Origin of the sequence: Myxococcus sp. CA033 (assembly GCF_013336625.1) — a bacterium.
In the GTDB taxonomy this organism is placed as follows: Bacteria; Myxococcota; Myxococcia; order Myxococcales; family Myxococcaceae; genus Myxococcus; species Myxococcus llanfairpwllgwyngyllgogerychwyrndrobwllllantysiliogogogochensis.
On record NZ_JABUMU010000004.1, the window covers coordinates 255,358 to 282,083 of the forward strand.

The window sequence follows — 26,726 nt, forward strand, 5'->3', positions numbered from 1 at the left end:
AATCCGCTCTACTCGCGCGGCGAGACCCGCGGGGCCACGTCCTGCCGCCGCCACAGGGGCTTCACCGGCACCCGCTCCAGGATGCCGGAGCCGAAGACCCGGTCCAGCTCCAGATAGTCCATGTGCACGTAGCCGATGTGACACCCGCACGTCGTCTTCGCGCACGGCCGAGGCCTCAGCGCCTGGTCGAAGTCCGGAGCGTAGATGTTCCCAATCGGCTCATCGATGAAGTGACACCGGCGCGCCGTGCCCTCCCCGTCCACGGAGATGACCGACTCCCCTCCCCGGCACGCGCGGCCCAGGCTGGGATGCCGCACGTTGTTCACGGGAAACAACGGGTCCACGGCCGTGAAGCGCGCCACGTCCTCGGGCGAGTACGGCTCCTCCTGCCCGTCCTTCACCGCGTTGATCCACAGGTACGTGTCGTCGGACAGCTCACGGCGCAGCGCCTCCGCCTCCTCGGCGAAGCGCAGGAACCCCACCATGCCCGCGCTGTGCCGGACACCCAGCGCCGTCAGCGTCTCACACTGCGCCACGAAGCGACGGCGCTTCATCCACTCCGGATGGTACGTCGCCCAGATGCCGAGCTTCTCCGCGCGGCAGTCCTTCACCCAGTCCAGCTTGCACGACAGGTTCGTCTGCGCCGCCACGCGCTCCACATGCGGCAGATGCGTCAGCCGCGCCAGCGCCTGCTGATACCAGGGCCAGATGAGCGCCTCGCCCCACGGCGTGAAGAACACGGACACCGTGTCCCCCGTGCGCGCCTCCACCCACGCCAGGAACCGCTCCAGGTCCGCGCGGTCCTTCGCGAGCTCCTCGTCGGTGTGCTTCCACTTGCCGAAAGGACAGTACTCGCAGCCGTAGTTACAGCTCGACAGCGGCCCTCGGTAGAGCACGGTGAGCTTCATCGCCAGGAGTACTCCTGTGACAGCTCACGAACCCCCGTCGAGTGCAGCCAGGGGCCAATCAAATCCGAGAGCTCCACCCCCGAGGGCGTGAGCCGCAGCGCCTGTCCGTCCCGCCGCGCCAGCCCGTGCGCCTCCAGCTCCAGCAGCTCCGGGAAGTCCTCCAGCACGTCGGTGCAGAACTGCTCGTGGTACGTCGAGAAGTCCACGCCCTCCGCCAGCAGCGACAACAGCATGTACCGCCGCCGCCGCTCCTCACCGTCCAGGCGGAAGCCATACCCCACTTCGCCAAAGGACTCCGCCGTGCGCGCGCTGTACGACGCGATGATGGAGCGCACCTCGCGCGAGCCGACTGCGTACTCCGACGAGTAGTGCACCTGTCCCGTGTACGAGCGCGCCCCGCACCCCAGCCCCACCATGCCGTCCTCCTGGCAGCGATACACCGGGCCCCCCGCGTCCGGCGCATGGCTCGCGCGGAACATGCGCATGGACACCTGGGTGTAGCCCTGTGCCAGCAGGAACTCCCGGCCCGCGCGATACAGCGCGATTCGCAGGTCATCCCACGCGCGCGCCTTCTTCCCCAGGAAGGTGAGCGGACGCACGTAGAGCGGATAGAGGTAGATCTCCTCGGGCGTGAAGCGCAGCGCCTGCCGGATGGAGTACAGGAACGTCTCCACCGTCTGGCCCTCCATGCCGTAGATGAGGTCCAGGTTCAGCGTCGGAAACCCCGTCGAGCGGATGAGGTCCAGCGCCGCCTCCACCTGCGCCGTCTGCTGAGGCCGCTTCACCGCGGCCACCTCCGCCTCGATGAAGCTCTGCACGCCGATGCTCACCCGGTCCGTGCCCCGCGAACGCAGCGCCCGCAGCTTCTCCGCGTCCACCGTCTCCGGCGACACCTCCACCGAAACGGGGATGTGGTGCGGGTCCGCGCCCAGCACCTTCTCCGCCAGGTCGAAGACGCGATGCAGCCCCGCGACGTCCAGCAGCGTGGGCGTCCCTCCGCCCACCGCGAGCCGCGCGAAGCTCGCCGTGCCCAGCGCGGCCTTCACCCGGTGCGCCTCGCGCTCCAGCGCCCCGAGGTAGCCGTCCACCACGTCCTGCTTCGGCCCCGCCGCCGTGAAGAGATTGCAGAAGCCACAGCGCATCTCGCAGAAGGGGACGTGGAAGTAGAGGAACAGGGCATCGCGCCGCTCCTCGGCCCACACCGACTCCAGCGAGAGCGCTGGCGTGAAGGGCCGGTAGGCCGTCTTGTGCGGGTAGCCATAGAGGTACGCCACGTAAGGCGTCTCTCCCAGCATCTGCTCCAGGCGCGTCATGGTGAGGACTCTCACGACAGGGTGAACTCGGCGTAGGGCACCGTCCAGACGACGGGGTGACCCACGCGATGACCGTTATAGCCGTCCTCGCCGTAGGCCGTGCCGTGGTCCGAACAGACAATGCAGAAAGCCGGCCCCCGGCGCCGCAATGCGGCGAACAGGGGTGGAAGCTGACTGTCCACGTATTCCAGGGCTGCCGCGTGGGACGCGACGGAATCCTCGGAGGCCCCGGCCAGGTAGTGGCGGTTGGGCTGGTGCAGCGCGGAGACGTTGAGGAAGAGGAATACGCGCTGCTCTCGAGGAAGAGCCTCCAGGCGCTCGACGGCCAGGGACACCTGGTGCTCGGTGGAGCGAGGCTCGCGCACCCCCAACTCGGGGCCCCAGTGGCTCTCCGCGAAGAGGCCCGGCAGCACGTTGCCCAGGGGGTTGAGCTTGTTGAAGAAGCCCACGCCGCCGATGCACACGGTGTGGTAGCCGCGCGCCGACAGGCCCGTGACGAGGTCCGGCGCGTCGAGCACACAGGTGCCCTGCCCCGTCGTCTCACTGCCCTCGAAGCGCATGGAGAACAGCCGCGAGTGCCTGCCAGGGCGCGCGGGGGTGGGCAGGAAGCCGGCGAAGAACGCGTGGTGCGCGGCGTACGTGAAGCTCGCGGGCGAGTGGCGCTCCTCCCACTGTCCTCCCGGCATCAGCGCGGCGAGGTGGGGAATGCGTCCCTCGGTGGCCAGCCGTGTCGCCACGTCGTGGCGCAGGGTGTCCAGGGTGATGAAGAGCAGGTCGTGCGAGCCGACCACCGTGTTCATGTCCATTGCGAGAGCACTTCCACGAGAGCCTCGTGTCGCGAGGTGATGCGCTCCACCGTGAAGGTCGGTGGCGCCAGCGCGGCGGGCCACTCCCGTCCATGGGAGACCCAGCACGTGGCGAACCCCATCCGCGTGGCGCCGACGATGTCCCGCACCGGGTCATCCCCGATGTGGAGGACCTCCGACGGCTCGCGATTCACGTGCGCCAGCGCCGCCTTGAAGATGGCCGGGTCTGGCTTCTCCACGCCCACCTCGCTCGAATAGAAGCCCTCTGGAACGGAGTGGTAGAGGTCCGCGTGAAGCAGCTTCCTGCGCTGAGTGCCGGAGAAGCCATTGGAGACCACGACGACGGGCTGGCGCTTCGACAACTCCCGGAGCCAGACCGCCAGCTTCGGGTCTCCCACCACGAAGTCCGCGAGGTTCAACTGGAAGTCCGCCCAGAGCGCCTTCGCGTCGAGCCCCGTCTCGAACGTCTTCGTCACGTCGGAACAGAAGGCCTCCCTGTCGCGGCCTCCTCGCTCGTCGAAGGTCCGGAGCGTGACAAGGTCCTCGGCGCGACGGTGCTCGGGAAACACCTCGGGGAACCGGGCCATGAAGCGCTCGAAGTAGCGCCCGAAGGCGGCCTCGCGGTCGACCAGGGTGTCATCGACGTCGAAGAAGAGGGCCTTCGGCCGCACGGGCCCATACTTCCCGAAGGCCTTCGGCTTGTTCATCCACTTCTTGTCCTCGTAGTGGCGCTTGCGTCCCATGTCGGCGTCTCAGCTCGCGATGCGCGAGGCGCGGTCGTAGTCCAGCAGCGCCCCGAGGACTTCTTCCCGGGAGTCCGTCAGCAGCAGGTGCCGCGCGTACTCCTGTCCCTGCGCGAGCTGCGCCAGCAGGGGATAGACGGGGCGCGTCCGCGTCCAGAACTCGCGGCCCAGGAAGATCATCGGACTGATGACGCCCACGCTGTTGTAGTGGTTCTGGCAGGCATCCTGGAAGATTTCCTGGATGGTGCCGGCGCTTCCGGGTGCGTAGACGATTCCCCCTCGGGCGATGGTGAGCAGCCCGTCCTCGCGCACGCTGTTGGCGAAGTACTTGGCGATGTGCGTGGCGAAGGGGTTGGGCGGCTCGTGGCCGTAGTGCCACGTGGGGATGCCCAGGCTGGAGCAGGCGAAGACGTCCTTGGGCTCCAGCGGAAAGGCCTCGCGCACCTGGAAGGCCCGGCCCAGCCAATCCCGGTCCGTGTAGCTGGGGGCCTTGGAGAGGATGGCGAGCGCGCCGTCGAGTTCGGCCCCCGAACGCACCGCGAACCAGGCGCCCAGGTGAGTGGCCTCCATCGCTCCCGGACCGCCGCCGCTGACGAGGAAGAAGCCCGCGCGCGTCAGCTCCCGGGCCAGCATCGCCACCTCGCGATAGTCGGGCTGGCCGCGCTTCATGGAGTGTCCGCCCATGATGGCCACCACCTTCCGGGACGGCCCGGAGGCGGCGAGCAGGTCCTCCATCGCGTCCGTGACGGCGTGGTCATGCAGTCGCTGCGCGAGCGTCTCCAAGAGCGTGGGCGGCGTGCCACGGCCGTGAGCCTCCCAGTGTCGATAGATGCGTGCGTCGAGCGTGTCCTCGTACGTCTCCGGGCGCATCGGGTCGAAGCCGGCGTACAGCTCCTCGGGAGAGTAGAGGCCGCCCCGGTAGGGCTGGTACGGCACGCCGGTGATGGGAGGGAAGACGAGCGCCCCATGCGCGAGCGCGGCCTGCAGGGCGTCCTTCTCCAGCTCGCACCCCAGGAACACCGTCCCGGCGAGCGCCGCGGTGCTCAGCTCGCGCGTGTAGCGCCGCAGGTCCAGTCCCTGGATGACGACGTTGGCCAGGCTGCTGCCATCGCGAAGGTGCCGCTCGAAGGCCTCGGGAGTCTCTAGCTCAATCACCCGCGAAGGATTCCATGCCTCGGGGCCGGCTAGAAGAGGACAACCATGGTGCCCTGCGGCATTCGCTCATACAGCGCGGCGATATCGCGGGGGTGGAACACGACACAGCCCCAGGACAGCCGACCTCCGCTCTCCTCCAGGGACCACTCCCCTGCCCACCCGTGAAAGCCGATGCCGCTTCCCAGTCGAGTGGTGGCGTCCGTCGCCGCGCGGGCCTCCCAGGCCCGGACGATTCGCTCGCGCGTCTTCGCGGTGAGCCAGCCCTGCTTCACACCCCGGCTCGCGTCCCACGGGTTCGGGTAGTTCACCCGCAGCCAGTGGCCGCCGTAGAACGCGGCGTAGGGCCCGGGGATGTCCCCGCGCAGCGTCTGGACGATGAAGTACATGCCGACGGGCGTGCGGTTGTCTCCTCGCTGCTGCTTGGGCCCCGCTTCCTGGCCAAACCCCACCTCCACGCGGGCCCGCTCGACACCTCGCTCGTAGAGCCGGAGCTGGTTCCGCGCGTGGGAGATGAGCACCAGCACCGGCTCGCTCGCGGGTTGTGGCAGGCGGGAATGCTCGGCGGTGAAGCGCCGGGACTCGTCTGCGGACAGGAGGCTGCCGGTGTGCAGCGACACGGCGAGTCGCTCGGACGCGCCCACCTGGCCGAGCACCTGCCCCTTCGTGACGAGCGCGCCGGGACGAAGCGCCACGGACTTCAGCCCCGCGTACTCCGAGCGGGCACGAAGCAGCTCATGGTTTTCGTGATACAGATGTTCCAGCGTGACACTGTCACCTCGTGAGCCGACGGACACCACGCGACCCCGGGCCAGTGCTCGCACGTCGCTGCCCGGCCTGGCGCGCGCGACGTCTGGCCACGGCGCGAAGCCCTCCGCCGCCGCGTGCTCGGGCCGAAGATACGACTCGAAGACATCCGGGGTGGAGGCGGTCGCGACCTGGGCAAGGCCCACCCAGGCGAGGCACAGCAACGGGAACCAGGAGCGTGGCGCGGCGGAAGTCACTCGCGGTGGACACTCGGCGCTCGCGGACCGTTCCGTCAACTCCCGCGTTTCTTCCATGGCGGCGAGGTGGACGTCACTCGCGGGGACTCTCGACCCTTGGAGACCGCGCCATCCACTCGTGCGTTTCTCGCGGCGCGGCGCGGTGGACGTCGCTCGCGGGGGACTCTCGGCGCGTGGAGGGCCTTCCGTTGTTGCCGCCCACGTTCCTCCCCGCGAGCCTCCTCGCCAGCTCACGGGCTCAGCGCCGCGCCTCCAGTGCGCGAAGCGCGGCCTGGGCCTGGAGCAGCTCCGGTCGGGCATTGGCGGCGGCGGCGTCCTGGGCGGCGAGCTGGAGCTGCCTCGCAGCCTCCTCGCGCTCTCCCAGTCGCAGGTGGGCCCGCCCCAGCGCACAGCGCAGCAGTGACTTCAGCTTCCGGTCTCCGAGCATCCCCGCGAGCTGGAGGCCTCGCACCGCGTCCTCCTTCGCCAGCTCGGGCGCATCCGCCTGGCTGTGCAGCAGCGCGAGCCCATGGTGGGTGTACGCCATCCCGCCCCGGTCCCCCATGCGCGCCTTCAAGTCGAGCGCGAGCTGGAAGTAATGCACCGCCCGCTCCCTGTCTCCCGCGCGCGCATAGGCATCCCCCAGGTTGAACAGGGCCGTGGAGTGCTCCCACGTGTCCCCCGCGCGCTCCGTCCAGCGCAGCACCGCCGCGTACTCCGCCGTCGCCTGTCCGGGGCGCCCCTGCCCCATCAGCAGCGTCCCCATGGCCCGGTGCAGCGCCGCCTCCACACTCGCCCGCCCCGGACCCTCCTGGTACGGCGCCTGGAGCAACCTCGCCCGAGCACTCGCCAGGCGCGCCTCCGCCTCCTCGAAGCGCCCCAGCCCACACAGCGCGAGCGCACACAGCGCGTCCAACGAGGCCGTACAGACCAGCGCGTCCGGGCCCGCCGCGAGCTCCCCCACGGCCTGCCCCAGCGACACCACTTCCTCGTAGCGCTCCAGCGACAGCACCACCGCGGCCAGCTTGCGCAGACAGTGGAGGTGCTCGGGCGTCGCCAGCACCGCGCGAGGATCCTCGAGCGAGATGGCGATGCGCCAGGCGGACTCGGCCTCCGCTCGCTCTCCCGCCAGCCGATGCGCGTCCCCGATTCGCTCCCACAGCACACGGGACCACTGGCGCGCGGCGTCCAGCGACAGCGACGCGGCGACGTCCAGCGCGACGCGGTACACCCCCAGCGCCGCCGCCGGCTCCAACGCCGCGAGGTTCCACGCGGCGACCTCCAGCAGGTGCGGCAACGCGCGCTGGGGCACCTTCGCCGCGAGCCAGTGGCGCACCACCTCCGCGCAGGCCCGCCGCCGCGACTCCGCAGGCAGGGCCTCGTACGCCTCCGCCGCGCGCCGATGCAGCGCCAGCTCCTCCACGTCCGACGAAGTCACCTCAGGCGGCCCTGGTGGCCGAGCCCCCACCGCGTACCGCCCCCCCGAGACGGGCCTCAGCCAGCCCCCCGCCTCCAACCCCGCGAGCGCTCCGAAGCCACCGACGAGCGCCCCCAGTACCGACCGGGGAAAACAGGGCCCCAGCACCGCGCTCACGTGCAGCGCCTCGCGCCGGGCGGGTGACAACGCCTCGTGGCGCGCGGCCAGCACCGCCGGGCCCGACGAAGGAAGGGGCACCAGCGGGTGCTCCTCGTGGAACGCGAGCGCATGCAGCAGGTGCAGCGGATGGCCCGCGCCGACCTGGAGCAACGCGTCCCTGGGCCAGCCCGGACGCAGACGCGTCGCGACCAGCGCCTGGGCATCCTCCGGATTGAGCAGGCCCACCTCCAGCATCTCCGCGGTCGGCGGCACGAGCCCCGGGCCGCCCGTGCGCTCCAACACGAGCACGAGCACCGGCGCGTGCGCCAGCCGCGACACCAGCACCTCGACGAGCGCCCGGCTGAGCGGGTCCGCGTGCTGCCAGTCCTCCAGGATGAGGATGCGCGGTCCCCGGTGCGGCAGCAGCGCGTGGCAGAGCGCATCGAACAGCGCGATGCTCTCCGAGGAAAGGCTCGCGGGGATGCCCTGCCACTCGCGTCCCTCCAGGAAGTGCGCGACGCGCTCCGCCTCCGCGCTCGACATCCTCCCCACGCCCGCCACGGGCCGCAGGCCCCGCGTGGCCTCCAGCAGCTCCAGCAAGGGCCCCGCGGGAGTCCCCGGCAGCGCCAGGCCACTGCCCTCCCAGACCTCGAAGCGATTGGCCGTGAGCGACTCCACCAGCGCGTCCTTCAGGCGCGACTTGCCCATGCCCTCCGCGCCCACCAGCCAGACGGCGCGCCCCAGCCCCCTGCGGGCCTCCTCGGCGCACCACTTCAGCCGCTCCAGCAGCGCGGTCCGCCCCACGAGCGGCGGCTGACAGGCCCCCGTCCCCCACCGGCGAACCCCTTCAGCCAGGGACACCCGTGACGACACGCGCGGGCAGGTGGACAGGCCAGGGGAAAGTCGTGTCCCGCAGGCCAGGCACACGCCCGAAGACGAGGTCATGAGCACCTCCAGAGCCCGAACCTCTAACGCTCCCGGCCCCTCGCGCCTCTCGCGCCCAGGGGTTGTGCGTGTGTATTGAATTCGCCTGTGGCCCTGCCCTCCAAGCCACCGCACGCCTCCTCGGCGCTTCTGGGGGTGCGCTCAAACCCTCACAATCCGCGCCAATCCGCCACCAATGACAGACGTTTCCAGCCCCACCGCCCCAGCCCTCACCCGCAGTATGTTCCGCCCCGTTTCTTGGAGGGCAGGCAGGCGTGTCGAGAACTGTTGAATACGAAATAAATTTGGTCGATGGTTGTCTCCGTCGCAACGCGGCGAACCCCCGCCGTGACCTTGGAGAACCCCCCCAGCTGAAACCAGAAACCGGCCCGTCGTGAGATGGCCGCCGGACACACTCCCTGTCTGTCTGTTTTTGAATCCCCAGAGGTCCCTACATGAAGAAGTCTCTTCTGCTGGCTGGAGCACTGCTCGGCCTGAGCGCCACCGCTTGTGGTCCCCAGGACGACGTCACCGAGCTGGGCGAGGCCCCCGCCGGGCTGGATGCCACGGCGTTCGCCACGTCCGTCTCCGCCGCCGCGCTGACGGCCACGGGCTGTACGCAGCTCACGGCCGCGTCCGTCATCGCCAAGGGTCATGACGGCAACGTGCCGGCCAACACGATGGACGACAAGCTGGGCACCCGCTGGAGCTATCTCGGCAAGGGTGGATGGATCGACTACGACCTGGGCGCCAGCAAGTCCATCTCCGGCGTCACCATCGCCTGGCACGAAGGCACCACGCGGGCCAACACCTTCACGGTGTCCGTCTCGCCGGATGGCTACACGTACACGCAGGTGTTCAGCGGCACGAGCAGCAAGTCGTCCTCCGCGGAGACGTACTCGTTCAGCAAGGTCACCGCGCGCCGCGTGCGCATCACCTTCATGGGCAACACCATGAACGACTGGGCGTCCATCGCCGAGGCGCGGGCCTGCTCCGCCACGACCACGACACCGCCCCCGACGACGCCTCCCCCCACGGGCAGCAGCGTGGTGTGGGTGGGTGACTTCGAGACGAACAACATCAGCCAGTGGACGCGAGCGCAGATGGTGAGCGCGGACCGGCTGGCGATGGTGTCCTCGCCGAAGCGCCAGGGTGGCTACGCGCTCAAGGCCACGGTGAAGCGGGGCGACGACCCCATCAACTCCAGCGGCAACCGCAACGAGCTGGTGCGGATGACGCGCGAGCCGTCGGGCTCCGAGTACTACTACCGCTGGAGCACGATGTTCGACTCCACGTTCCCCAACGTGAACACGTGGCAGCTCTTCACCCAGTGGCACCAGGAGAGCGATACCGTGGGCGGCTCGCCCCCGGTGGAGTTCTACGTCTACGGCAACGAGGTCCGCCTCAACATCGGCGGCAACCCGGGCACCATCGTCTGGCGCGCCCCGCTGACGCGCGGCAAGTGGATGGACTTCATCTTCCACGTGCGCTGGTCCGCGGACTCGAAGGTGGGCTTCGTGGAGCTGTACCTCGACGGCAAGCTGGTGATGCCCAAGCGCTACATCGCGACCCAGTACTCCGGCCAGGTCAACTACCTGAAGATTGGCCTGTACCGGAATGACACCATCACCCAGACGGGCATCGTCTACCACGACGGCTGGCTGATGGCCCGGAAGCTCGAGGACGTGCTCAACCCCACGGCGGTCATCAAGGCCCCGTAGGCACGCCACGGCTGTACGGCACCCCACACCGTGCCCTCATCCGGGCCGGGGTCGCGTCCCCACGCGGCCTCGGCCCGGAGTAGTTTCCGGACATGCCCAACAGCCTGCGCGTCGTCCATGTCCAGGTCCACGTCAAGCCGGAGCACGTGGACGCCTTCCGCGAAGCCACCCTCGCCAACGCGCGAGCGAGCGCCCAGGAGCCCGGCATCGCCCGCTTCGACGTCATCCAGGACGCCGACGACGCGACGCGCTTCGTGCTCGTGGAGGTCTACCGGACGGCCCAGGCTCCCGCCGAACACAAGGAGACGGCCCACTACCTCACCTGGCGCGACACCGTGGCGCCGATGATGGCGGAGCCGCGCGCCAGCCGGAAGTTCGTCAACCTGTTCCCCGAAGACGCCGGGTGGTGACCTGAGTCCCACGGCCTTCGAGTTCGCCACCGCGACACGCATCGTCTTCGGCCCGGGCCGGCTGTCCGAGGCCCCTGAACTGGTGCGCTCGCTCGGCGGTCAGCGGGTGTTGCTCGTCACCGGGAAGGCCCCCGCGCGAGCGCGCGGCCTGAAGGCGTCGCTGGAGGCGCTCGGCCTCACCGTGGAGTCCTTCGCCGTGGAGGGAGAGCCCACGGTGGAGCTCGTGCGCCAGGGCCTGGGCATCCTCGGGGAGGCTCGCTGTGACGTCGTCGTGGCGATGGGCGGAGGCAGCGCGCTCGACGCGGGCAAGGCGCTCGCCGCGCTGGCGACACAGGGGGGAGATCCACTCGACTATCTGGAGGTCATCGGGCGGGGCCAGCCGCTCACCCGGGCGTCGCTGCCCTTCGTGGCCATTCCCACCACGGCGGGCACCGGTTCGGAGGTGACGCGCAACGCGGTGCTGGGCTCGAAGCAGGCCCAGGTGAAGGCGAGCCTGCGCGGGCCACAGCTGCTGCCGCGCGTGGCGCTCGTGGACCCGGACCTGCTCATCGGCGCGCCGCCCGCCGTCCTGGCCTCCAGCGGCATGGATGCGCTGTCCCAGCTCATCGAGCCCTTCCTCTCCGCGCGCGCCAACCCCCTCACCGACGCCCTGGCACGCGAGGGCCTGCGCCGCTCCGCGCGCTCGCTGCGTCGAGCCGTCCTGACGGAGCCGGACGCGGAGGCGCGCGAGGACCTGGCGCTGGCCAGCCTCTTCGGCGGCCTGTGCCTGGCGAACTCCGGGCTGGGCGCGGTGCACGGCTTCGCGGCGCCAGTGGGCGGCATGTTCGACGCGCCCCATGGCGCCGTCTGCGCGGCCCTGCTTCCCGCCGTGCTCGACGTCAACCTGCGCGCCCTTCGCGCTCGCGCACCGGAGCACCCCTCCCTGCTCCGCTTCCGTGAGCTGGCCGCGATGCTCACCGGCCGGCCCGATGCTCGCGAGGAGGACGCCCTCGCGTGGGTGGAGTCGCTGCGCGCCGAGCTCCAGATTCCCGGCCTCGCCACCTACGGGCTGACGCCCGCGCGACTGCCAGAGTTGGTGACGAAAGCGCGCGCCGCGAGCAGCATGAAGGCCAATCCGTTGACGCTCACCGAGGCGGAGCTGACGGAGATCGCCACCCGGTCCCTGTAGCGAGCCGCCCCACACCTTCGAGGAATGCCCATGGAAGACATCGAGCTTCAGACCCGTGAGGGAGCGATGGACGCGAAGCTGTTCCAGCCGGAGGGGCGCGGCCCGTGGCCCGCCGTCATCCTGCTGACGGACGCGCTGGGCATCCGCCCCGCCTTCGAGCACATGGCCCAACGACTCGCGGACGGCGGCTATGTCGTCCTGCTGCCGAACGTCTTCTACCGCGAGGGCCGCGCCGCGAGCCTCGACCTGAACGGCACTTTCGCGGACGAGGCGTTCCGCAAGCGCATCTACGCGCTCATCGCGACCCTGACGCCGGAGCGGCTGCGCGACGACGGCGCGGCACAGCTCGACTTCCTCTCGCGACTGCCCCAGGTGCGCGGCCCCAAGGTCGGCGTGGCCGGCTACTGCATGAGTGGCTCCATCGCCGTGCGCCTGGCCGCGGACTTTCCGGACACCATCGCCGCGGCGGTGTCCAACCATGGAGGCAGGCTGGCGACGGAGTCCCCGGACAGCGCCCACCTGCGCGTGGGTGACGTTCGCGGCGAGCTCGTGTTCGGCCACGCGGACCAGGACAGCTCCATGCCGGCCGACGCAATCCTTCGGCTGGAGACGGCACTGAAGAACGCGGGCGTCCGACACCAGTCCCGACTCCACGTCGGCGCGCGACACGGCTATGCGGTGGACGGCTCCGCCACCTACGACAAGGACGCCGCCGAGCAGCACTGGCGCGAGCTGTTCGACGTGTTCGGCCGCACCCTCTCCACCTGAGGGCGAGGGCCCCGGCTTGCGTTTGAAAGCGGCCGGCGTTATTCGTAGCGACATGGTTCTGGTCGTCAGTGCTCGTCGATTTAGCAGCCCCCCGGCTCCCTTTGGGTGTCGGGAGGGCGTGCCGCACTGAGCGCACGAACCTCTCGTTGGTGAAACGCCGTCAGGCGCGACGCCCACCCGAAGCCGCCGGGGGGGGCATCCGAGGCCGGCGGCGCCTGGCGGACTTCTCGCTCGGCGTGCCGGAGACCCTGCGTTTCCACCGCTTCCGAGAGGTTTCCATGTCGTCCCCTTCCGTCTCCATCCTCAGCGCCGAGGAGCTTCGGCGCGCGCTCTCCGTTCGTGACCTGACCGACCCTGCTTCCGGCCCGCATGCCCTGCAACGGCTGGTGGCCTCCGCGCTGGACGCCCTGCGCGCCGCCTGGGGCTGCGACGTCCTCATCCACCGACAGAGCCCCGTCGTCTCCATCGCCGACAACTACGACCGGCTCCACTACCCACCGGGCGGCGTGGCCCGGGACGCGCGCTACACGCGGTATGTCTGTGACACGGCCCTCTTGCGCTCACAGACGTCCGCCATGATTCCGGCCGTGCTGCGCAAGCTGGCGGCGTCCCCACCCGAGGACGTGCTGTTGGCCTGTCCAGGCCTCGTCTACCGCCGCGACTGCATCGACCGGCTGCACACCGGCGAGCCGCACCAGATGGACCTCTGGCGCGTGCGACGAGGACCGCCCCTCACCTCCGCGGACCTGCGACAGATGATTCACACCGTCGTGGGCGCGCTGCTGCCCGGGCGAGAGGTGCGGCTCACCGACGCCGTGCATCCGTACACGACGGACGGGCTCCAGGTGGATGTTCGCGAGGGGGAGGAGTGGGTGGAGATTGGCGAGTGCGGCCTGGCGCTGCCAGCGCTGCTCGCGGAGAGCGGCCTGGAGGCGGGCCCCGTCACCGGGCTCGCCATGGGGCTGGGGTTGGATCGCATCCTGATGTTGCGCAAGGGCCTGGATGACATCCGGCTCTTGCGCTCCACGGATGCGCGCATCTCCGCCCAGTTGTTGGACCTGGAACCCTACCGTCCGGTGTCGCTGATGCCGGCGGTGCGCAGGGACATGTCGCTCGTCATCGACGAGGGCCGGACGTCCGAGGAGCTGGGGGACGCGGTGCGCGCCGCGCTCGGCGAGCGGGCGGAGCTGGTGGAGAGCGTGGAGGTGGTGACGGAGACTCCGTACTCCGCGCTCCCTCCCAGCGCAGTGAAGCGCCTGGCCCTCCGTCCGGACCAGAAGAACGTGCTGCTGCGGGTGGTGCTGCGCGCGTTGGAGCGCACACTGACGCATGACGAGTGCAACGTCCTGCGCGATGACATCTACGCGGCGCTGCACCAGGGCACCACATGGGAGTGGGCCGCGCGACCCCACTGAAGGCCGCGCGGCGGAGGGCCGGACGCTCAGACCTTGTAGAGCAGGTCCATGTACTTCTTGAGCAAGTCGCTCACCAGGCCCCTGAAGGGGACGGCGGCCGCCATGCCGTAGACGGGCGCCATCGTCCCCTTCTCGCCCGGGTGGGCCTTCACGTGCTCCACCGCCTCGCGCAGGTCCGCGAGGAAGCGCTCGGCCACGCCCGGCTGCGCGTGCCGCAAGGTGACGCAGAGGTGCACGGCCGCGGGCTTGTGCAGGCCGTTGAGGCTCCACCCGCGCTCGCCCATCCGCTCCATCACCTTGAAGATGTCCAGCGTCTGCGAGCCGAAGGCGATGACGAACAGCGGGTCTCCCAGCACATGCAGCTCGGGGACGGAGCGGATGCCCTGCTTCAGGGTGTCCGCCGTCTCCAGGATGCGGCGCGTGGCCTCCATGTAGCCCTGCTCGCCCATGCTCACCAGCGACGCCCAGGCCACGGCGATGAGGGCGCCGGGGCGGCTGCCGGAGAAGGTGGGCGAGAAGTAGATGCCCCCGGGCCACTCGGTGGCGGTGAAGTACTGGTGCGAGCGCAGCGCCGTGCCCCGGTACAGCACCACCGACGAGCCCTTCGCCGCGTACCCGAACTTGTGCGTGTCCACGGACATGGACGTCACGCCCGGCAGCCGGAAGTCGAAGGGCGGCACCTGACGCCCCAGCGCGCGCGCGAAGGGCAGCACGAAGCCGCCCAGGCACGCGTCCGTGTGGAAGCCCAGGCGCTTCTTGCGCGCCAGCTCCGACAGCTCGGAGATGGGGTCGATGACGCCGTGGGGAAAGCCCGGCGCGGAGCCGATGAGGAGGATGGTGTTGCGGTTGAGGGCCTTGCGCGTCGCCGCCACGTCCGCGCGGTAGTCCGGCCCCACCGGCACACGCACCATCTTCACGCCGAAGTAGTGCGCCGCCTTGTCGAAGGCCGGGTGCGCGCTCGAGGGCGCCACCATCTCCGGCTTCGTGATTCCCTTCGTCTCCCGGGCCCAATCCCGGTACGTCTTCACCGCGAGCATGATGCTCTCGGTGCCACCCGAGGACATGGAGCCGCAGACGTGCTCGTCGGGCACGCGGCCCGCGTTGGCGGCATCGGCGCCCAGCATGCTCGCCGCCATGGCCACGACCTCCGCCTCGAACTTGGTGGCGCTGGGCCACAGGTCCGCGTGCAGCGGGTTGCTCTGCGAGTGCAGGGCGTAGACGCGGTTGAGGAAGTCGATGTGCTCCTGGTCACCGTTGTAGACGGCACCGGACACCTTGCCCTCCCGCCAGCGCTCCTCCTCCTGGGCCTCCAGCGCCTGGAGCTCGCGCAGCACCTCCTCGCGAGAGCGGCCCGTCACCGGCAGCCGCCCGAAGGCCGTCATCTTCCCCCGGTAGGGCTTGAGGCTCCCCTCCAGCTCGGACAGCAGCGTGTCGGTCTCCTTCGACAACAAGTCCCGCACCAGCGGCACGGCCTTGAGGTAGCGCTCGGCCGCCGACAGCAACCGGGGCGGGACGTGGTTCAGCAGCTTGAGCGACTTCGGGTCTGGCAGGGCCATCTTCACTCCTTGGCTTCAGGCGCTCCGGGCGCGATTGAGGCGCGCGAAGATGGCCTTGTTGCTCTTGTAGAGATTGACGAACTCGCGGAACAACTCGTCGTACATCGCCCGGTTCGCCGGGTCGGGCTCGAAGGTGCGAGCGATGGGGACGAGCGACGGAATCTCCTCCACCGTCAGCTCGCCCAGCGCCACCGCCGCCTGGAACGCGGCCCCGCGCGCGTTGGCGAGCACCGGCTCGTCCACCTGCTGAATCACCCGGTCCAACACGTCCGCGTGAATCTGGCACCACAGCGCGGACCTGGCGCCGCCACCGATGATGCGCAGCGAGTCCAGCCTCCGGCCGACGAACTGCTCCACGTAGGTGAACAGCCAGCGCGAGTTGTAGGCCACGCCCTCCATCACCGCCCGCACCAGGTGCGCACGGGTCGTCTTGAGGGATTGGTTGAAGAAGCCCCCGCGCAGGGACTTGTCGTCCACGGGGCTCCGCTCCCCGTTGAGCCAGGGCATGAAGATGAGCTTGTCGCTGCCCGCGGGCACCTTCCCCGCCTCGCGCTCCATCAGCCGGTACACCTCCGCGGAGTCCTCTTCCGCTCCGGGCCCGCCCCCCTGGCCATACAGGATGTTGTCCTTGAGGAAGGTGAGGCAGATGCCAGCGGACTCCTGCTCGTTGGCCAGCAGATAGCGCCCCGGCAGCGCGGAGGGGACGGAGGCCATCTGATGGAACAGGTCCGACTTCTTGTAGGGCACGTGGCAGCACAGCCAGGACGACGTGCCCACGCACAGGTGCGCCTCGTGGTCTCTCACCGCGCCGGAGCCCACCGCCGCCGCGAGGATGTCCGGCGCGCCCGTCACCACGCGCACGTCCTCGCTCAGCCCCAGCTCGTTCGCGGCCCGGGCGCTCAGCGGCCCCAGCACGCTCGCCGCGGGCACCAGGTCCGGCAGCTTGTCGCGGTGCAGGCCCACCATCTTCAAGAGCCGCTCGTCGTAGACGATGCGGTTCAGCGCGCGGTTGTCCGTCACCCAATGCAGGGTGATGGAGTCGAACGACGCCGCGAAGCGTCCGCTCAGCCGCAGGTTGAGCCAGTCCTTGGGCTCCAGGAACTTGTAGGCGTCGCGGTAGATGTCGGGGTGCTCGGCCTGGAGGTAGAGGATGTGGCCCACCGGGTCCTTGCCGGAGAGGCTGGGCACCCCGCCCGTCAGGCGAATCCACGTCAACAGCCGCGCCGCGCCGTAGCCTTCGATGGGAATGAGCCCGCCTGCCACGCGCCGGACGTGGGGGGCGCCGCGCGAGTCCATCCAGATGAGCGCCGGACGCAGGGGCTTGCCTTGCGCGTCCACGGCCACGGTGCCGGACCACTGGGAGCTGCAGTTGACGCTGACGATGTCACGCGCGGCCACCCGCCCCGACGCCAGCAGGCGACGCGTGCCCCGGACGACGGCGCTCCACCACGCCTCCGGGTCCTGCTCCGCGCCTCCATCGGGCAGGAGGTCGAGCGCCAGCGGCTCCACCTCGCCGCCGAGAATCCTTCCGCGAAGGGTGACGACGGCCAGCTTCACGGCCGAGGTGCCCAGGTCGATGGCCAGGATGGACTTCTCGCCTGCTTGGGACACTCGGCCCTCCGAGCCGGACTGCGTGATGCCGCCAACGCCGCGGCGCCGGGACTCTAGAAAGCGCGTCGCGCATCCCGCCATCCACAACTCACGGCAAGGGCGCTTTTCTGAACGCCTGGGCCCCGCGCGCGCCCGAGGTGCTAGCCTGCGCCGATTCCTGGGGGTGGCATGCGCCGGTTCTTCGTCAGCGCGCGGGAGCTGTGGCAACGGCACCCGGTGGCGCTCGGTCTCTCGGTGACCTTCACGCTCAGCCTGCTGCTGCGCTGGCTGTATCTGCAGTCCGCGCCGGACCGCGCGTGGCCCTTCTCCATCTTCTTCTACGGGGACGCGCGCTTCTTCCACACGTACGCGCTGGAGCACGTGCGCGGCACGGAAGGCCCCGCCACCCTGCCCTACCATCCGCCCCTGTTCCCCTGGCTCCTCGGGGTGCTGTACCGCGTGCTGGGGGAGCCCCAGGGCAATGCCTATCCATACAAGCTGTGCCTCGCCGCCCTGAGCGCGGCCACGGTGGCGCTGTCCTGGGCCTGGTGGCGCAAGCTGCTGGGCACCGCGTGGAGTCTGGTGGGCGCGGCCCTCTTCGCCTCCAGCTTCGGCTGGCTGGTGCTCTCCACGACGTACAGCAACGAGGTCCTCTACGCCTTCTTCCTGTCCGCCACGCTCGCGCTCGTCCTGCGGCACAAGGCGGGGCCGACCTGGGGCGGCGCCGCGCTCCTGGGCCTCGTCATGGGCCTGGGCTCGCTCACCCGCGCCGAGCACCTCTACCTGTGGCCCTTCCTGCTCGCGTGGGCCTGGCTCTACCGGGGCTCGACGCCGCTGCCCGCGCTCGCCATCCGCTGGGGCGCCGCGGTGCTCGTCTGTGGACTGGTGCTCGCGCCGTGGGCCGTGCGCAACGCGAAGGTGCTCGGCGAGCTGAACGCGAACACTCCGACGCTGGAGCCGCTGCCGGTGCTCGCGCCCGTCACCGCCTATGGCCCCATCAACTTCGCCATGGCGAACCACGCGCGCGCCACCGGCGGCTTCACTCCGGACTCCGTCAATCAGCTCGGCCAGGAAGGCCACCTGGACGTGGCCAATCCCGCGCAGCGCAAGCTCTTGCTGCATGGCTATGCGGTGGGCCTGGAGTGGATGCGCGAGCACCCCGCGGACGCCGCGCGCCTCTGGAGCACCAAGCTGTCGCGCTGGCTGGACGGCCTGAGCCTGGGCCTGGGCGCCTCCAACCTCCCCTCCGGCCTGAGCGGCGCGCGCGCCCCGGTGGACCTCTTCGTCCCCGAGGGCACGTGGCTGAAGTGGCCGCTGCTCGTGCTGCTCGTCGCGGGCGCCGCGCTGTCCCTCACCCGCCCCTGGCGCGAGCTCAGCCTGCTCACGCTGGTCGTCCTGCACCGCGCGCTCATCACCGTCGCCTTCTTCGGCTACACGCGCGGCCTGCTCACCATCTTCCCCGCACTGGTTCCGCTGCTGCTGCTGCCCCTCGTCGTCCTCACCGCGCGCCGCCCCGCACTGGCCACGCGCGTGCCCGCACTCGTGGTGGCCCTGCTGCTGCTGTTGTGGGTGGAGGCCGGCGCGCTGGCGCTCGGCGCGCCTCGAGGCTTCATGGCCAGCGGAAGCACGGACAGGACCAGCGGCAAGCTCATCCAGGATGACTGGGTGCGCATCTGGCCGCGCTAGCCCGCAACACCCTGTCAATAAAATTTTGGTGGCAGTGGCACACTTCCGCGCTCAGAGCCATGGTGGGATTTACTTACAGTGCGTTATGGCGTTGGCCAGTGAACACTTCGCGGCCTTGTTTTTCCTAGGGATCCAGTTTCGATTGGTAGCCGGGGAATAAGGCATATTCATTTTTTGGTGAGGCATCAGTAAGGCGTCTGCGGGCTCCGTCTTGGAGCCACCTCGGGTCCGCCCCTCGGGACCCCCTTAGAGGAGAACCGCATGCGCCACACCAAGGTGTCAGCAGCATGTCTTGCCTTGCTCATGTCAGCGACGAGCTGGGCGGTGCAACCCCCCGAACAGGGGCAGAGCGCCATCGCCAGCAAGGCGTTCTACAAGCCCGAGTTCTACCTGCCCATCCAGAACACACCGCTGGAGCAGGCGATGCGGACCATGGCCAAGGACACGGCCACGGGCTGGGATGACTTCTTCGCCCGCAACGGGAAGGACTTCCGCGTCCACATCGACCCTCGCACCGGCACCCCGTCGGGCATCGAGGGCTCCATTCCCCTCATCCCCGGCAAGGGCTTCCGCAACAACGTGACGCTGGACGGCGTGCGTGAGTCCATTGGCCGCTCCGTGGCGGCCGTGGACGAGTCCGTCATCGGCGACCTGGTCTTCAAGTTCATCGCGGACAACCAGGCCGCGTTCAACATCGACCTGATGCAGCTGGGCTCGCCCCGCATCACGGCGGTCAACGAGAACCTCTGGCAGGTCCACATCCAGCAGGTGGTCAATGGCCTGCCGGTGCGCCACGCGCGCATCGCCGCGACCATCAGCCACGGCAACCTCATCCTCATCGGCACCGAGGCGTGGGCCAACGTGGGCATCGACACGCGCCCGGCGCTCGCGCCGAACGACGCGCTGGTCGCGGGCAACGGCTTCGTCGGCCTGAACGCCAGCCCGCAGCAGCTCTGGCAGCAGCCCACGCTGGAGGTCGCCCCCATGGCGCCCCAGGGTGAGTCCTTTGCCGGCGCCGTGGGGACCGGCTACGAGCATCGCCTGGTCTACGCCTACGGCTTCCAGGACCCGGACGCCCACCAGCGCTGGAAGGTGACGGTGGACGCGCACTCGGGCGAGACGCTCGCCATCGAGGACGACAACCACTACTTCGACGCGCAGATCCAGGGCGGCATCTACCCGTCCACGAACATCGGCACCTGCGTGGACAACACGGTGTGCGGCACGATGAAGCCCAACTCGCCCATGCCCTGGGCGAACACGGGCCTGGCCTCGCCCAACAACTTCACGGATGGCGCGGGCATCTTCGCCTATAGCACTGGCACCGCCGCCACCACGCTGTCCGGCCGCTACGTCCGCGTGGCGGACACCTGCGGCGCGATCAACGTCAGCTCCACCACGGGCAACATCGCCATGGGCGGCGCGAACAACGACCACGACTGCATCACCGGCCAGGCGGGCAACTCCCCCGCGTCGCGCTCCAGCTTCTACGAGCTGAACAAGCTGGCCGAGCAGGCCCGCGGCTACCTGCCGGGCAACACCTGGCTGTCCACGCAGCTGCTCGCGAACGTCAACATCAACAGCACCTGCAACGCCTTCTGGAACGGCACGTCGGTCAACTTCTACCGCAGCGGCGGTGGCTGCCGGAACACCGGTGAGATTGGCGCCGTGTTCGACCACGAGTGGGGCCATGGCATGGATGACTTCGACTCGAACGGCGTGCTGTCGAACTCCAGCGAAGGCTACGCGGACATCGCGGCCATCTATCGTCTGCAGACGTCCTGCGTGGGCTACGGCTTCTTCCAGACCGGCAGCCGTGGCTGCGGTGTGACGCCGGACGGCACGGGGCAGAACCAGAACGAGTCGCAGGTCGGCACGCCGTGGTGCAACACCCGGTGCTCCGGCGTGCGTGACGCGGACTGGCAGGCGGCCACCTACGGCGGCGTGCCCGCGCCCCCGGCCACCCCGCAGAACTTCGTGTGCCCCAACTGCAGCTCCGGCACGGGCCCGTGCAGCCGTCAGGTTCACTGCGCCGCCTCGCCTGCCCGTCAGGCCGCCTGGGACCTGGTCAAGATCGACCTGGCTGGCGCGCCGTTCAACTACGACTCCAACACGGCGTTCATCGTCGGCAACAAGCTGTTCTACCAGGGCAGCGGCAACGTCGGCGCGTGGCACTCCTGTAACTGCACCGGCGGCACGTCCGACGGCTGCGGCTCCACCAACGGCTACATGCAGTGGCTGGCGGCGGACGACGACAACGGCAACCTGGCGGACGGCACGCCGCACATGACGGCCATCCACGCCGCGTTCAACCGTCACAACATCGCATGTAACACCACCCCCCCGGTGAACTCGGGTTGTTCGGCCGGCCCCACCGCGGCGCCCACGCACACCGCCACCCCGGGTGACGGTCAGATTGCCCTGAACTGGACGGCCTCCGCTGGCGCCAGCGAGTACTGGGTGATGAAGACCGAGGGCATGGGCTGCAACTTCGGCAAGGCGAAGGTCGCCACCGTCACGGGCACCACGTACACGGACTCCGAGGTCGCCAACGGCCGCGAGTACTGCTACTCCATCGTCCCCGCGTCCTCGAACGCGTGCTACGGCGCGGCGAGCGCGTGCTCGTGCGCCACGCCGGCCTGCACCGCGCCGGGCCTCGCCACCCTGTCCACCCCCAGCAACGGTGCCACCGGCGCGGAGCTGGCCGCGGTGCTCGACTGGGCGGACGTGTCTGGTGCCTCCACCTACGAGGTCCAGGTCTCCACCGACCCGACGTTCGCGACGGTGACGGCCTCGGCCAACTCGCTGGTCTCCAGCACGTGGACGGTGTCCCCGGCGCTGAACGTCAACACCACCTACTACTGGCGCGTGCGGGCGAACAACTCGTGCGGCGGCGTGGGGGCCTGGTCCACCGCGTTCAGCTACACCACGCGCGGCTGCACGCCGCTGTCGGCTCCGACGCTCGCGTCTCCGGCGGACGGCGCCACGGGCGTCGCGACGTCGGCGGCGCTGGACTGGTCCGACGTGCCGAGCGCGGCCAACTACGTGGTCGAAGTGGCCTCTGATTCGGCGTTCACCAACATCGTCCGGACGGGCACCGCCCTGTCGGCCAGCAACTGGACGGTGACTCCGGCTCTGACGAGCGCCACCACGTACTACTGGCGTGCCCGCGCGGCGGATGTCTGCGGTGCCAGCCCCAACAGCACCGTGCGCAGCTTCACCACCAGCACGGTCTGCACGCCCGCGGTGGCCACGTTCAACACCACGCTCCAGGCTCCGACCTGCGGCAACGTGTGCGGTTGCGACACCGGCACCACGCTGGTCAACGGCCGCGGCACGCTGTCTGGCGGCGCCGAGCTGAACCAGCCGAACACCATCAACGACTCGTGCGCGGACGGCGTCTCCGGCGTCTACCACACCGATGAGAGCATCGACCGGGTGGTCATCAAGACGACGGACCAGGGCGCGTTCGCCACGGGCAAGCAGGTGACGGTGGAAGTCACCGTGTGGTGCTGGGGGACGACGGACTTCTTCGACCTCTACTACACGACGAACGCGTCGGCTCCGTCCTGGACGGCGCTGACCACCAACGTGGCCTGCACCGCGGGGGGGGTCGCGAGGACCTTCACTCACACGTTCAACCTGGGTGCCACGGCGGGCACGCACGCCATCCGTCCGCAGTTCCGCTTCAACGGGACGGCGAGCGCGTGCACCAGCGGCTCCTACAACGATCGTGACGACCTGGTGTTCTCGGTCGGCACGTCCGTGGCCGCGGCGGACAGCGGCAAGTCCGTCACGTCGCAGGGCCGCTCGGCCCCCGCGGGCCGCTGAAGCCCGGCGCCACGCCTCCACGCTTCCCAGGTCGGAGGTGCGGCGCTGACGTCAGCCTGAGCTGAACGAGAAGGGCTTCCGGGACACACTCCGGGAGCCCTTCTTCACGTCCGGGCGCCACGCCGCTCAGTGGCGGTCGCTCTCCGAAGGCGGCCCCCCGTGCTCGGACGTGTCGTCCATGGGGCCCGCGAACAGCAGCCCCTCCTCCACCGCGCCCCGCCCCGCCTGTCGCCGGGCATTCTCGCGGCGGTGGACGCGCCTCCAGTTCAGTTGCCGCGCCCGGAGCAGCTCCTGGACGAGCACCTGCGCGGCGGCGGCCAGGGGCACTGCGACGACCGCGCCCAGGAGGCCCGCGAGCGCGCCGCCACAGAGCACGACGATGGAGATGAGCAGCGGGTTCATCCGGATGGCCCGGCGCTGCACCATGGGGCCCAGCACGTTGGACTCAATCTGCTGGTAGACCATGAAGACGACCAGCGCGATGACGGCCGCGCGCAGCCCCACCGTGGCCAGCGTCGTGAGGCTCACCAGCACGGCGCTGATGACACTGCCGATATAGGGAATGACCCCCAGCACCATCACCGCCAGCCCCAGGGCCAGGAAGAAGGGCACGCCCTGGACGAGCGCGACAGTGGCGGCCACGGTGCCGCCGATGGTCATCACCAGCAGCGTGCCGGCGACGTAGTTGCTCACCGCGGCGCGCATGCGCTCCACCAGCCCGCGCACGTGGTGCCTCCGGCGTGGCACCACCCACTGGAGGATGCTCTCGTAGAGTTCCTTGCCGAACAGCAGGCTGAAGACGGAGAGGGCCACCACGGTGATGCCCGCAGCCAGCAGTCCCAGGGTGGAGGAAAGGACCCCGACGGCACGACCCGCCAGGTCCATCGGCTCGAAGCGCAGCAGCTCCTCGGGATGCATCTCGAAGCCGTAGCGAGCTCCCAGCTCCCTCACCCATTGGGATTCGGAGAGCCGCTGCAGCAGCCCCGGCATCGCCTGGACCAGGCCCTCAATCTGCTGGACGAGCGCGGGCACCAGCGTGCCCACCAGCACGCCCACCAACCCCAGGAGCACCAGCGCCACCACGGCCACGCCCAACCCTCGCTTCAGGCCCCACCGCTCCAGCCGGCGCACCAGCGGATCCAACGCGAGGGAGAGCAGCAGCACGACGGCCAGGAGCGTGAACAGCGGATACAGCCGTCGGAGCACCAGCCAGCAGATCGCCAGGAGCAGCACCTGCAGCCCCACGGCCCACACCGTGCGGGCGGGAACGTAGACCGGCAGTTGGCGACTGGAGTCCTTCATGAGCGACAAGGTAGGAAGTGATGCGCCGCCAGTCAGGCCCCCTCGCGTGCGAGCCTGACAAGCTCCGCACATGAGAGCGGCCTGTCGGGCTCGCGGCGGATGGCCGTCCCCCCGTGGGGCAGCCGAGCGGCCAGGCCCCTCTGCGCCAGCTGACTCCACGGGGCGGGCAGCGGCGCTCCGAATCGAACCCGTGCGATGGGGGTGCAGGCGCCCCACCCTTTTGTTCGACGAGGTGGGGACACAACTGGACCACGCCCTTGTCCGATAATCTTCAAGCAGGTCTGGAATCGCCACGCCACGAGGAGGGCGACACGATGTGGATTGAAGCCATCGTCATGCCCCGGGAGCAGCCCACTGCGTCCCGGCCGTCCTCTCGTCAGGGTGGCAAGCGTCCAGCCGCGTCCGCGCCCGCCAGGAGTCGAGCGGCGGTGCATCGGCAAGCGGGCGAGGAGAGCCAGCAGTTCCGCGACACGGTGCTGGGCTTCCTGCGGGCGCGGGAGTTGATGAGCGCCGTGCGCTGGGTAAGCGAGCCGGGGTTGTTTCCCCTGGTGACGCTGCACTGCACGCGCGGCGTGCTGGAGCAACTTCGCAAGGAGCCGGGGTTCGAGGCGGGGTTGTCCATGCCGTTGGAGTTGATGACCTGAGCACTGACGTCCGCCGGGAACGTCCCTAGGTTTCCCTTGGGAAACATGGGCGGGCCCGGGGCGTGTGGGGCGCGCGGCGCTCCTCCCTCCTCTGGCTCGCGGAGGGAAACATCATGAGCGAGTTCATCATCAAGCGATTCTCGACACCCGATGAGCGCCGGCCGTTCGAGGCGCACGGGCATGCGGACGTTCTCCAGTTCGACGGAGGGCGCACGGTGGGGATGGGCGTCTTCGAGCCCGGCTGGAAGTGGTCCCAGGACGTCAAGCCCATCGCCGGCACGGAGAGCTGCCAGGTGGCCCACTCCATCTACGTCGTCAGCGGGAGGATGGTGGTGAAGATGGATGACGGGGACCAGAACGAGATGGGTCCTGGGGACGTGGCCATCATCCCACCGGGACACGACGCGTGGGTCATCGGCAACGAGCCCTGCCTCTGCGTCGACTTCGAGGGCATGGCGGAGTACGCGCAGCGAGAGGCCGCGAAGTCGACCCGGCCCGGCATGACGCCCGAGTCGGCGCCTGGCCTTCACTGAGTGAAGGGCCTCGGAGGGCGCACGCACGGCACCTGGTGCCTGGGCCCTCCGCGTGAAGGAAGCGGCCCCGGTCCGTCTACAGCCGGGGGTCCACCGGCTCGCTCTCCAGCGCGAGCACGCTGAAGACACACTCGTGGACGCGCCGCAGCGGCTCCTTCCGGACGAAGCGCTCCAGTGCCTCCACCCCCAACGCCAGCTCCCGCAACGCCAGCGAGCGCTTCGTGGACACCCCTCGCTTGCGCAGACGCTCCAGGTGCTCCGGCGCGGTGTACTCCGGACCGTAGATGATGCGCAGGTAGTCCGGGCCCCGGCACTTGATGGCCGGCTGGAGGACTCCCTTCTGGCCTCGGGCCACGTACGCGAGGGGCTTCACCACCATGCCCTCCCCGCCTCGCGAGGTCAGCGACTCCCACCAGCGCGTCGCGTCCTCGACGGCCCGCGCGTCACTCAGTGACACCACGCGATGGGACGTCGCCATGAGCCAATCCGGGTCCGCGCGACACACCTTCGCCAGCGTCTCCAGGTGCCACACGCGGGCTCTTGTGCAGCAGGGAGCCCAGGTCTGTCGCGGGGGAATGGGTCGTCGAGAGTGGCAGGAGCATTCAGTGCCAGACCCGGGTCGAGGCGATGAGCGTGTCGAGGTCGATGCGAAAGGCGCGAGTGCCTTCTCCACCGTAGAGCCAGGGACCGCGCCCGCACATCCAGGTCGGCTGCCACCGGGTACCGTCCGGGTCCACGAAGACGAAGGTGCCCGCCGGAGTCAGCGCCTCCTCGCGGCCACCGTGCAGGACGAACAACTCGAAGGTGGAGCGCGCCGAATAGGAGCCTCCGAACAACACGTGCGTCGCCCCCACGGCGAGCGCGCTCGCCCCTGTGACAGGCGTCTTCCAGACAGCGGGCTGGCCCTCCGTGCGCAGGCGGACCAGGGGAAAGTCCGTGTAGAAGTACAGCCACATCTCGTCATTGGAGGCGACGTTGAGCGCGTAGCAGTCGACGATGACATCGGTGCCCACGGCCTTCGCGTCGTACTCACTGAGGCGCTGGCCCCGCGCATCGAAGAGGACCAACCCGCTTCGTCCAATCGGCTCGCTGTCGATATCCCCGCGCCCCCACCCTCGATTGCCGAGCACGCCTTCGTCGAAGTAGCTCACCCACAGGCGCCCGTCGGCGGTGGCCTGCACGTCCTGGATGCCATCGCCGAGGGTGAGTTCACGCGTCACACGCCCGTCGCGGGAATAGACCACCGCGTTGCGTTCGTGCGCGTCCTTGTCGAGGTAGCCGCAACGGCCGCCCACCAGCAGCAGCTCGCCCTCCGGCAGGGGCTGCACGAAATGGAAGTTGCGTCGGTTGGGCGGCAAGCGGACGCACTCGGGCGGAGCATCCGGCGAAGAGAAGCGCAGGACCTCGTAGGTCTGCGGCACATCCGCCAGCGACTTCGCGAAGGATGGGAGGCCCGGTGCGACCTTCTCCCGGTCATCCCGTTCTCCCTCCAGGGCCAGGAGCCACAGGTCGAAGTCGGGTCCGACGCCTTGGGCCATCAACTCCCGACCCGAGAGGGCCTCGGAAAAGTCGACGAAACACGGCACCTCGAGATGCGTCAACTCACGCTCGGTCATGGGTTTTCTTTCGCGCAGGGAGCCGAGGGGCCAGCTCCAGGAACCGTGTGCTGGGGGGCCGGTTTCGAGGCGTCGGACGCC

Annotated in this window: 21 protein-coding genes; 9 read left to right on the forward strand and 12 right to left on the reverse strand. The window is 69.7% G+C overall.

Annotated elements, in window-relative coordinates; genetic code table 11:
- Positions 1-8: 8 nt before the first annotated feature.
- The 7 genes from HUA78_RS13840 to HUA78_RS13870 form a co-directional block, all read right to left on the reverse strand.
- Positions 9-908: an STM4011 family radical SAM protein gene (locus HUA78_RS13840; RefSeq protein WP_174466605.1), complete on the reverse strand. Its 900-nt coding sequence runs from the start codon at positions 906-908 to the stop codon at positions 9-11.
- Positions 905-2,221 carry an STM4012 family radical SAM protein gene (locus HUA78_RS13845; RefSeq protein WP_174476461.1) on the reverse strand — a complete coding sequence of 439 codons (1,317 nt, stop codon included), beginning with the start codon at positions 2,219-2,221 and terminating at the stop codon, positions 905-907. Before HUA78_RS13845 ends, HUA78_RS13840 begins: the two co-directional genes overlap by 4 nt.
- 11 nt (positions 2,222-2,232) lie before the next feature.
- Positions 2,233-3,027, reverse strand: coding sequence for an STM4013/SEN3800 family hydrolase (locus HUA78_RS13850; RefSeq protein WP_141645182.1), 795 nt, complete (start codon positions 3,025-3,027; stop codon positions 2,233-2,235).
- Entirely contained in the window at positions 3,018-3,770 is a 753-nt protein-coding gene (locus HUA78_RS13855; RefSeq protein WP_217442463.1) for an HAD family hydrolase, read from the reverse strand. The genes HUA78_RS13850 and HUA78_RS13855 overlap by 10 nt, the downstream gene beginning before the upstream one ends.
- Positions 3,771-3,779: 9 nt before the next feature.
- Complete coding sequence (locus HUA78_RS13860) at positions 3,780-4,925, reverse strand: LOG family protein (protein WP_141645183.1); 1,146 nt, start codon at positions 4,923-4,925, stop codon at positions 3,780-3,782.
- 29 nt (positions 4,926-4,954) lie between these two features.
- A complete protein-coding gene (locus HUA78_RS13865; RefSeq protein WP_174476462.1) occupies positions 4,955-5,926 on the reverse strand; it encodes a L,D-transpeptidase family protein in 972 nt (323 codons plus the stop codon).
- A 238-nt stretch (positions 5,927-6,164) separates the two neighbouring features.
- Entirely contained in the window at positions 6,165-8,426 is a 2,262-nt protein-coding gene (locus tag HUA78_RS13870; protein ID WP_174462292.1) for an AAA family ATPase, read from the reverse strand.
- Positions 8,427-8,860: 434 nt separating this feature from the next.
- Between HUA78_RS13870 and HUA78_RS13875 the strand changes: the two genes are divergently transcribed.
- The 5 genes from HUA78_RS13875 to HUA78_RS13895 all read left to right on the forward strand — a co-directional run bounded on the left by HUA78_RS13875 (position 8,861) and on the right by HUA78_RS13895 (position 13,887).
- On the forward strand, positions 8,861-10,126 hold the full coding sequence (locus HUA78_RS13875) for a heparin lyase I family protein (protein ID WP_174455130.1): 1,266 nt from the start codon (positions 8,861-8,863) through the stop codon (positions 10,124-10,126).
- A 92-nt stretch (positions 10,127-10,218) separates the two neighbouring features.
- Entirely contained in the window at positions 10,219-10,536 is a 318-nt protein-coding gene (locus HUA78_RS13880) for an antibiotic biosynthesis monooxygenase (protein ID WP_141640926.1), read from the forward strand.
- A gap of 1 nt (position 10,537) precedes the next feature.
- On the forward strand, positions 10,538-11,704 hold the full coding sequence (locus HUA78_RS13885; protein WP_174476556.1) for an iron-containing alcohol dehydrogenase: 1,167 nt from the start codon (positions 10,538-10,540) through the stop codon (positions 11,702-11,704).
- Between the two features lie 30 nt (positions 11,705-11,734).
- Positions 11,735-12,472, forward strand: a complete 738-nt coding sequence (locus tag HUA78_RS13890) for a dienelactone hydrolase family protein (protein WP_254614466.1) — start codon at positions 11,735-11,737, stop codon at positions 12,470-12,472.
- A gap of 278 nt (positions 12,473-12,750) precedes the next feature.
- Positions 12,751-13,887 carry a hypothetical protein gene (locus HUA78_RS13895; RefSeq protein ID WP_174476463.1) on the forward strand — a complete coding sequence of 379 codons (1,137 nt, stop codon included), beginning with the start codon at positions 12,751-12,753 and terminating at the stop codon, positions 13,885-13,887.
- A gap of 26 nt (positions 13,888-13,913) precedes the next feature.
- Here HUA78_RS13895 and HUA78_RS13900 read toward each other — a convergent pair whose 3' ends face one another.
- Together HUA78_RS13900 and HUA78_RS13905 are read right to left on the reverse strand one after the other, a co-directional pair.
- On the reverse strand, positions 13,914-15,443 hold the full coding sequence (locus HUA78_RS13900) for an aminotransferase class V-fold PLP-dependent enzyme (RefSeq protein ID WP_174476464.1): 1,530 nt from the start codon (positions 15,441-15,443) through the stop codon (positions 13,914-13,916).
- Between the two features lie 15 nt (positions 15,444-15,458).
- On the reverse strand, positions 15,459-17,054 hold the full coding sequence (locus tag HUA78_RS13905; RefSeq protein WP_246136966.1) for an FGGY-family carbohydrate kinase: 1,596 nt from the start codon (positions 17,052-17,054) through the stop codon (positions 15,459-15,461).
- A 168-nt stretch (positions 17,055-17,222) separates the two neighbouring features.
- On the opposite strand from HUA78_RS13905, the gene HUA78_RS13910 reads away from it, so the two are divergent.
- Both HUA78_RS13910 and HUA78_RS13915 read left to right on the forward strand, forming a co-directional pair.
- The gene (locus HUA78_RS13910) at positions 17,223-18,719 is read left to right on the forward strand and encodes a glycosyltransferase family 39 protein (RefSeq protein ID WP_174455124.1); all 1,497 of its coding nucleotides are present in this window, start codon (positions 17,223-17,225) and stop codon (positions 18,717-18,719) included.
- Positions 18,720-18,980: 261 nt separating this feature from the next.
- Positions 18,981-22,550, forward strand: coding sequence for an endopeptidase (locus HUA78_RS13915; protein WP_174476465.1), 3,570 nt, complete (start codon positions 18,981-18,983; stop codon positions 22,548-22,550).
- 126 nt (positions 22,551-22,676) lie between these two features.
- Here the strand turns inward: HUA78_RS13915 and HUA78_RS13920 are convergent, their stop codons facing one another.
- Positions 22,677-23,852, reverse strand: a complete 1,176-nt coding sequence (locus HUA78_RS13920) for an AI-2E family transporter (RefSeq protein ID WP_174455122.1) — start codon at positions 23,850-23,852, stop codon at positions 22,677-22,679.
- Between the two features lie 314 nt (positions 23,853-24,166).
- Between HUA78_RS13920 and HUA78_RS13925 the strand changes: the two genes are divergently transcribed.
- On the forward strand, positions 24,167-24,496 hold the full coding sequence (locus HUA78_RS13925) for a hypothetical protein (RefSeq protein WP_174455121.1): 330 nt from the start codon (positions 24,167-24,169) through the stop codon (positions 24,494-24,496).
- Positions 24,497-24,609: 113 nt separating this feature from the next.
- A complete protein-coding gene (locus HUA78_RS13930; protein WP_174465504.1) occupies positions 24,610-25,029 on the forward strand; it encodes a cupin domain-containing protein in 420 nt (139 codons plus the stop codon).
- Between the two features lie 76 nt (positions 25,030-25,105).
- Here the strand turns inward: HUA78_RS13930 and HUA78_RS47700 are convergent, their stop codons facing one another.
- The gene (locus tag HUA78_RS47700) at positions 25,106-25,561 is read right to left on the reverse strand and encodes a hypothetical protein (RefSeq protein ID WP_371745572.1); all 456 of its coding nucleotides are present in this window, start codon (positions 25,559-25,561) and stop codon (positions 25,106-25,108) included.
- Positions 25,562-25,631: 70 nt separating this feature from the next.
- The gene (locus tag HUA78_RS13940) at positions 25,632-26,645 is read right to left on the reverse strand and encodes a hypothetical protein (RefSeq protein ID WP_174476466.1); all 1,014 of its coding nucleotides are present in this window, start codon (positions 26,643-26,645) and stop codon (positions 25,632-25,634) included.
- Positions 26,646-26,726: the final 81 nt, after the last annotated feature.

Bases quoted from the DNA above. Each gene is read 5' to 3' on its own strand.
- HUA78_RS13840 (WP_174466605.1), bottom strand. From the start codon at position 908: ATGAAGCTCACCGTGCTCTACCGAGGGCCGCTGTCGAGCTGTAACTAC.
- HUA78_RS13845 (WP_174476461.1), bottom strand. From the start codon at position 2,221: ATGACGCGCCTGGAGCAGATGCTGGGAGAGACGCCTTACGTGGCGTAC.
- HUA78_RS13850 (WP_141645182.1), bottom strand. From the start codon at position 3,027: ATGGACATGAACACGGTGGTCGGCTCGCACGACCTGCTCTTCATCACC.
- HUA78_RS13855 (WP_217442463.1), bottom strand. From the start codon at position 3,770: ATGGGACGCAAGCGCCACTACGAGGACAAGAAGTGGATGAACAAGCCG.
- HUA78_RS13870 (WP_174462292.1), bottom strand. From the start codon at position 8,426: ATGACCTCGTCTTCGGGCGTGTGCCTGGCCTGCGGGACACGACTTTCC.
- HUA78_RS13875 (WP_174455130.1), top strand. From the start codon at position 8,861: ATGAAGAAGTCTCTTCTGCTGGCTGGAGCACTGCTCGGCCTGAGCGCC.
- HUA78_RS13880 (WP_141640926.1), top strand. From the start codon at position 10,219: ATGCCCAACAGCCTGCGCGTCGTCCATGTCCAGGTCCACGTCAAGCCG.
- HUA78_RS13890 (WP_254614466.1), top strand. From the start codon at position 11,735: ATGGAAGACATCGAGCTTCAGACCCGTGAGGGAGCGATGGACGCGAAG.
- HUA78_RS13895 (WP_174476463.1), top strand. From the start codon at position 12,751: ATGTCGTCCCCTTCCGTCTCCATCCTCAGCGCCGAGGAGCTTCGGCGC.
- HUA78_RS13900 (WP_174476464.1), bottom strand. From the start codon at position 15,443: ATGGCCCTGCCAGACCCGAAGTCGCTCAAGCTGCTGAACCACGTCCCG.
- HUA78_RS13910 (WP_174455124.1), top strand. From the start codon at position 17,223: ATGCGCCGGTTCTTCGTCAGCGCGCGGGAGCTGTGGCAACGGCACCCG.
- HUA78_RS13915 (WP_174476465.1), top strand. From the start codon at position 18,981: ATGCGCCACACCAAGGTGTCAGCAGCATGTCTTGCCTTGCTCATGTCA.
- HUA78_RS13920 (WP_174455122.1), bottom strand. From the start codon at position 23,852: ATGAAGGACTCCAGTCGCCAACTGCCGGTCTACGTTCCCGCCCGCACG.
- HUA78_RS13925 (WP_174455121.1), top strand. From the start codon at position 24,167: ATGTGGATTGAAGCCATCGTCATGCCCCGGGAGCAGCCCACTGCGTCC.
- HUA78_RS13930 (WP_174465504.1), top strand. From the start codon at position 24,610: ATGAGCGAGTTCATCATCAAGCGATTCTCGACACCCGATGAGCGCCGG.
- HUA78_RS13940 (WP_174476466.1), bottom strand. From the start codon at position 26,645: ATGACCGAGCGTGAGTTGACGCATCTCGAGGTGCCGTGTTTCGTCGAC.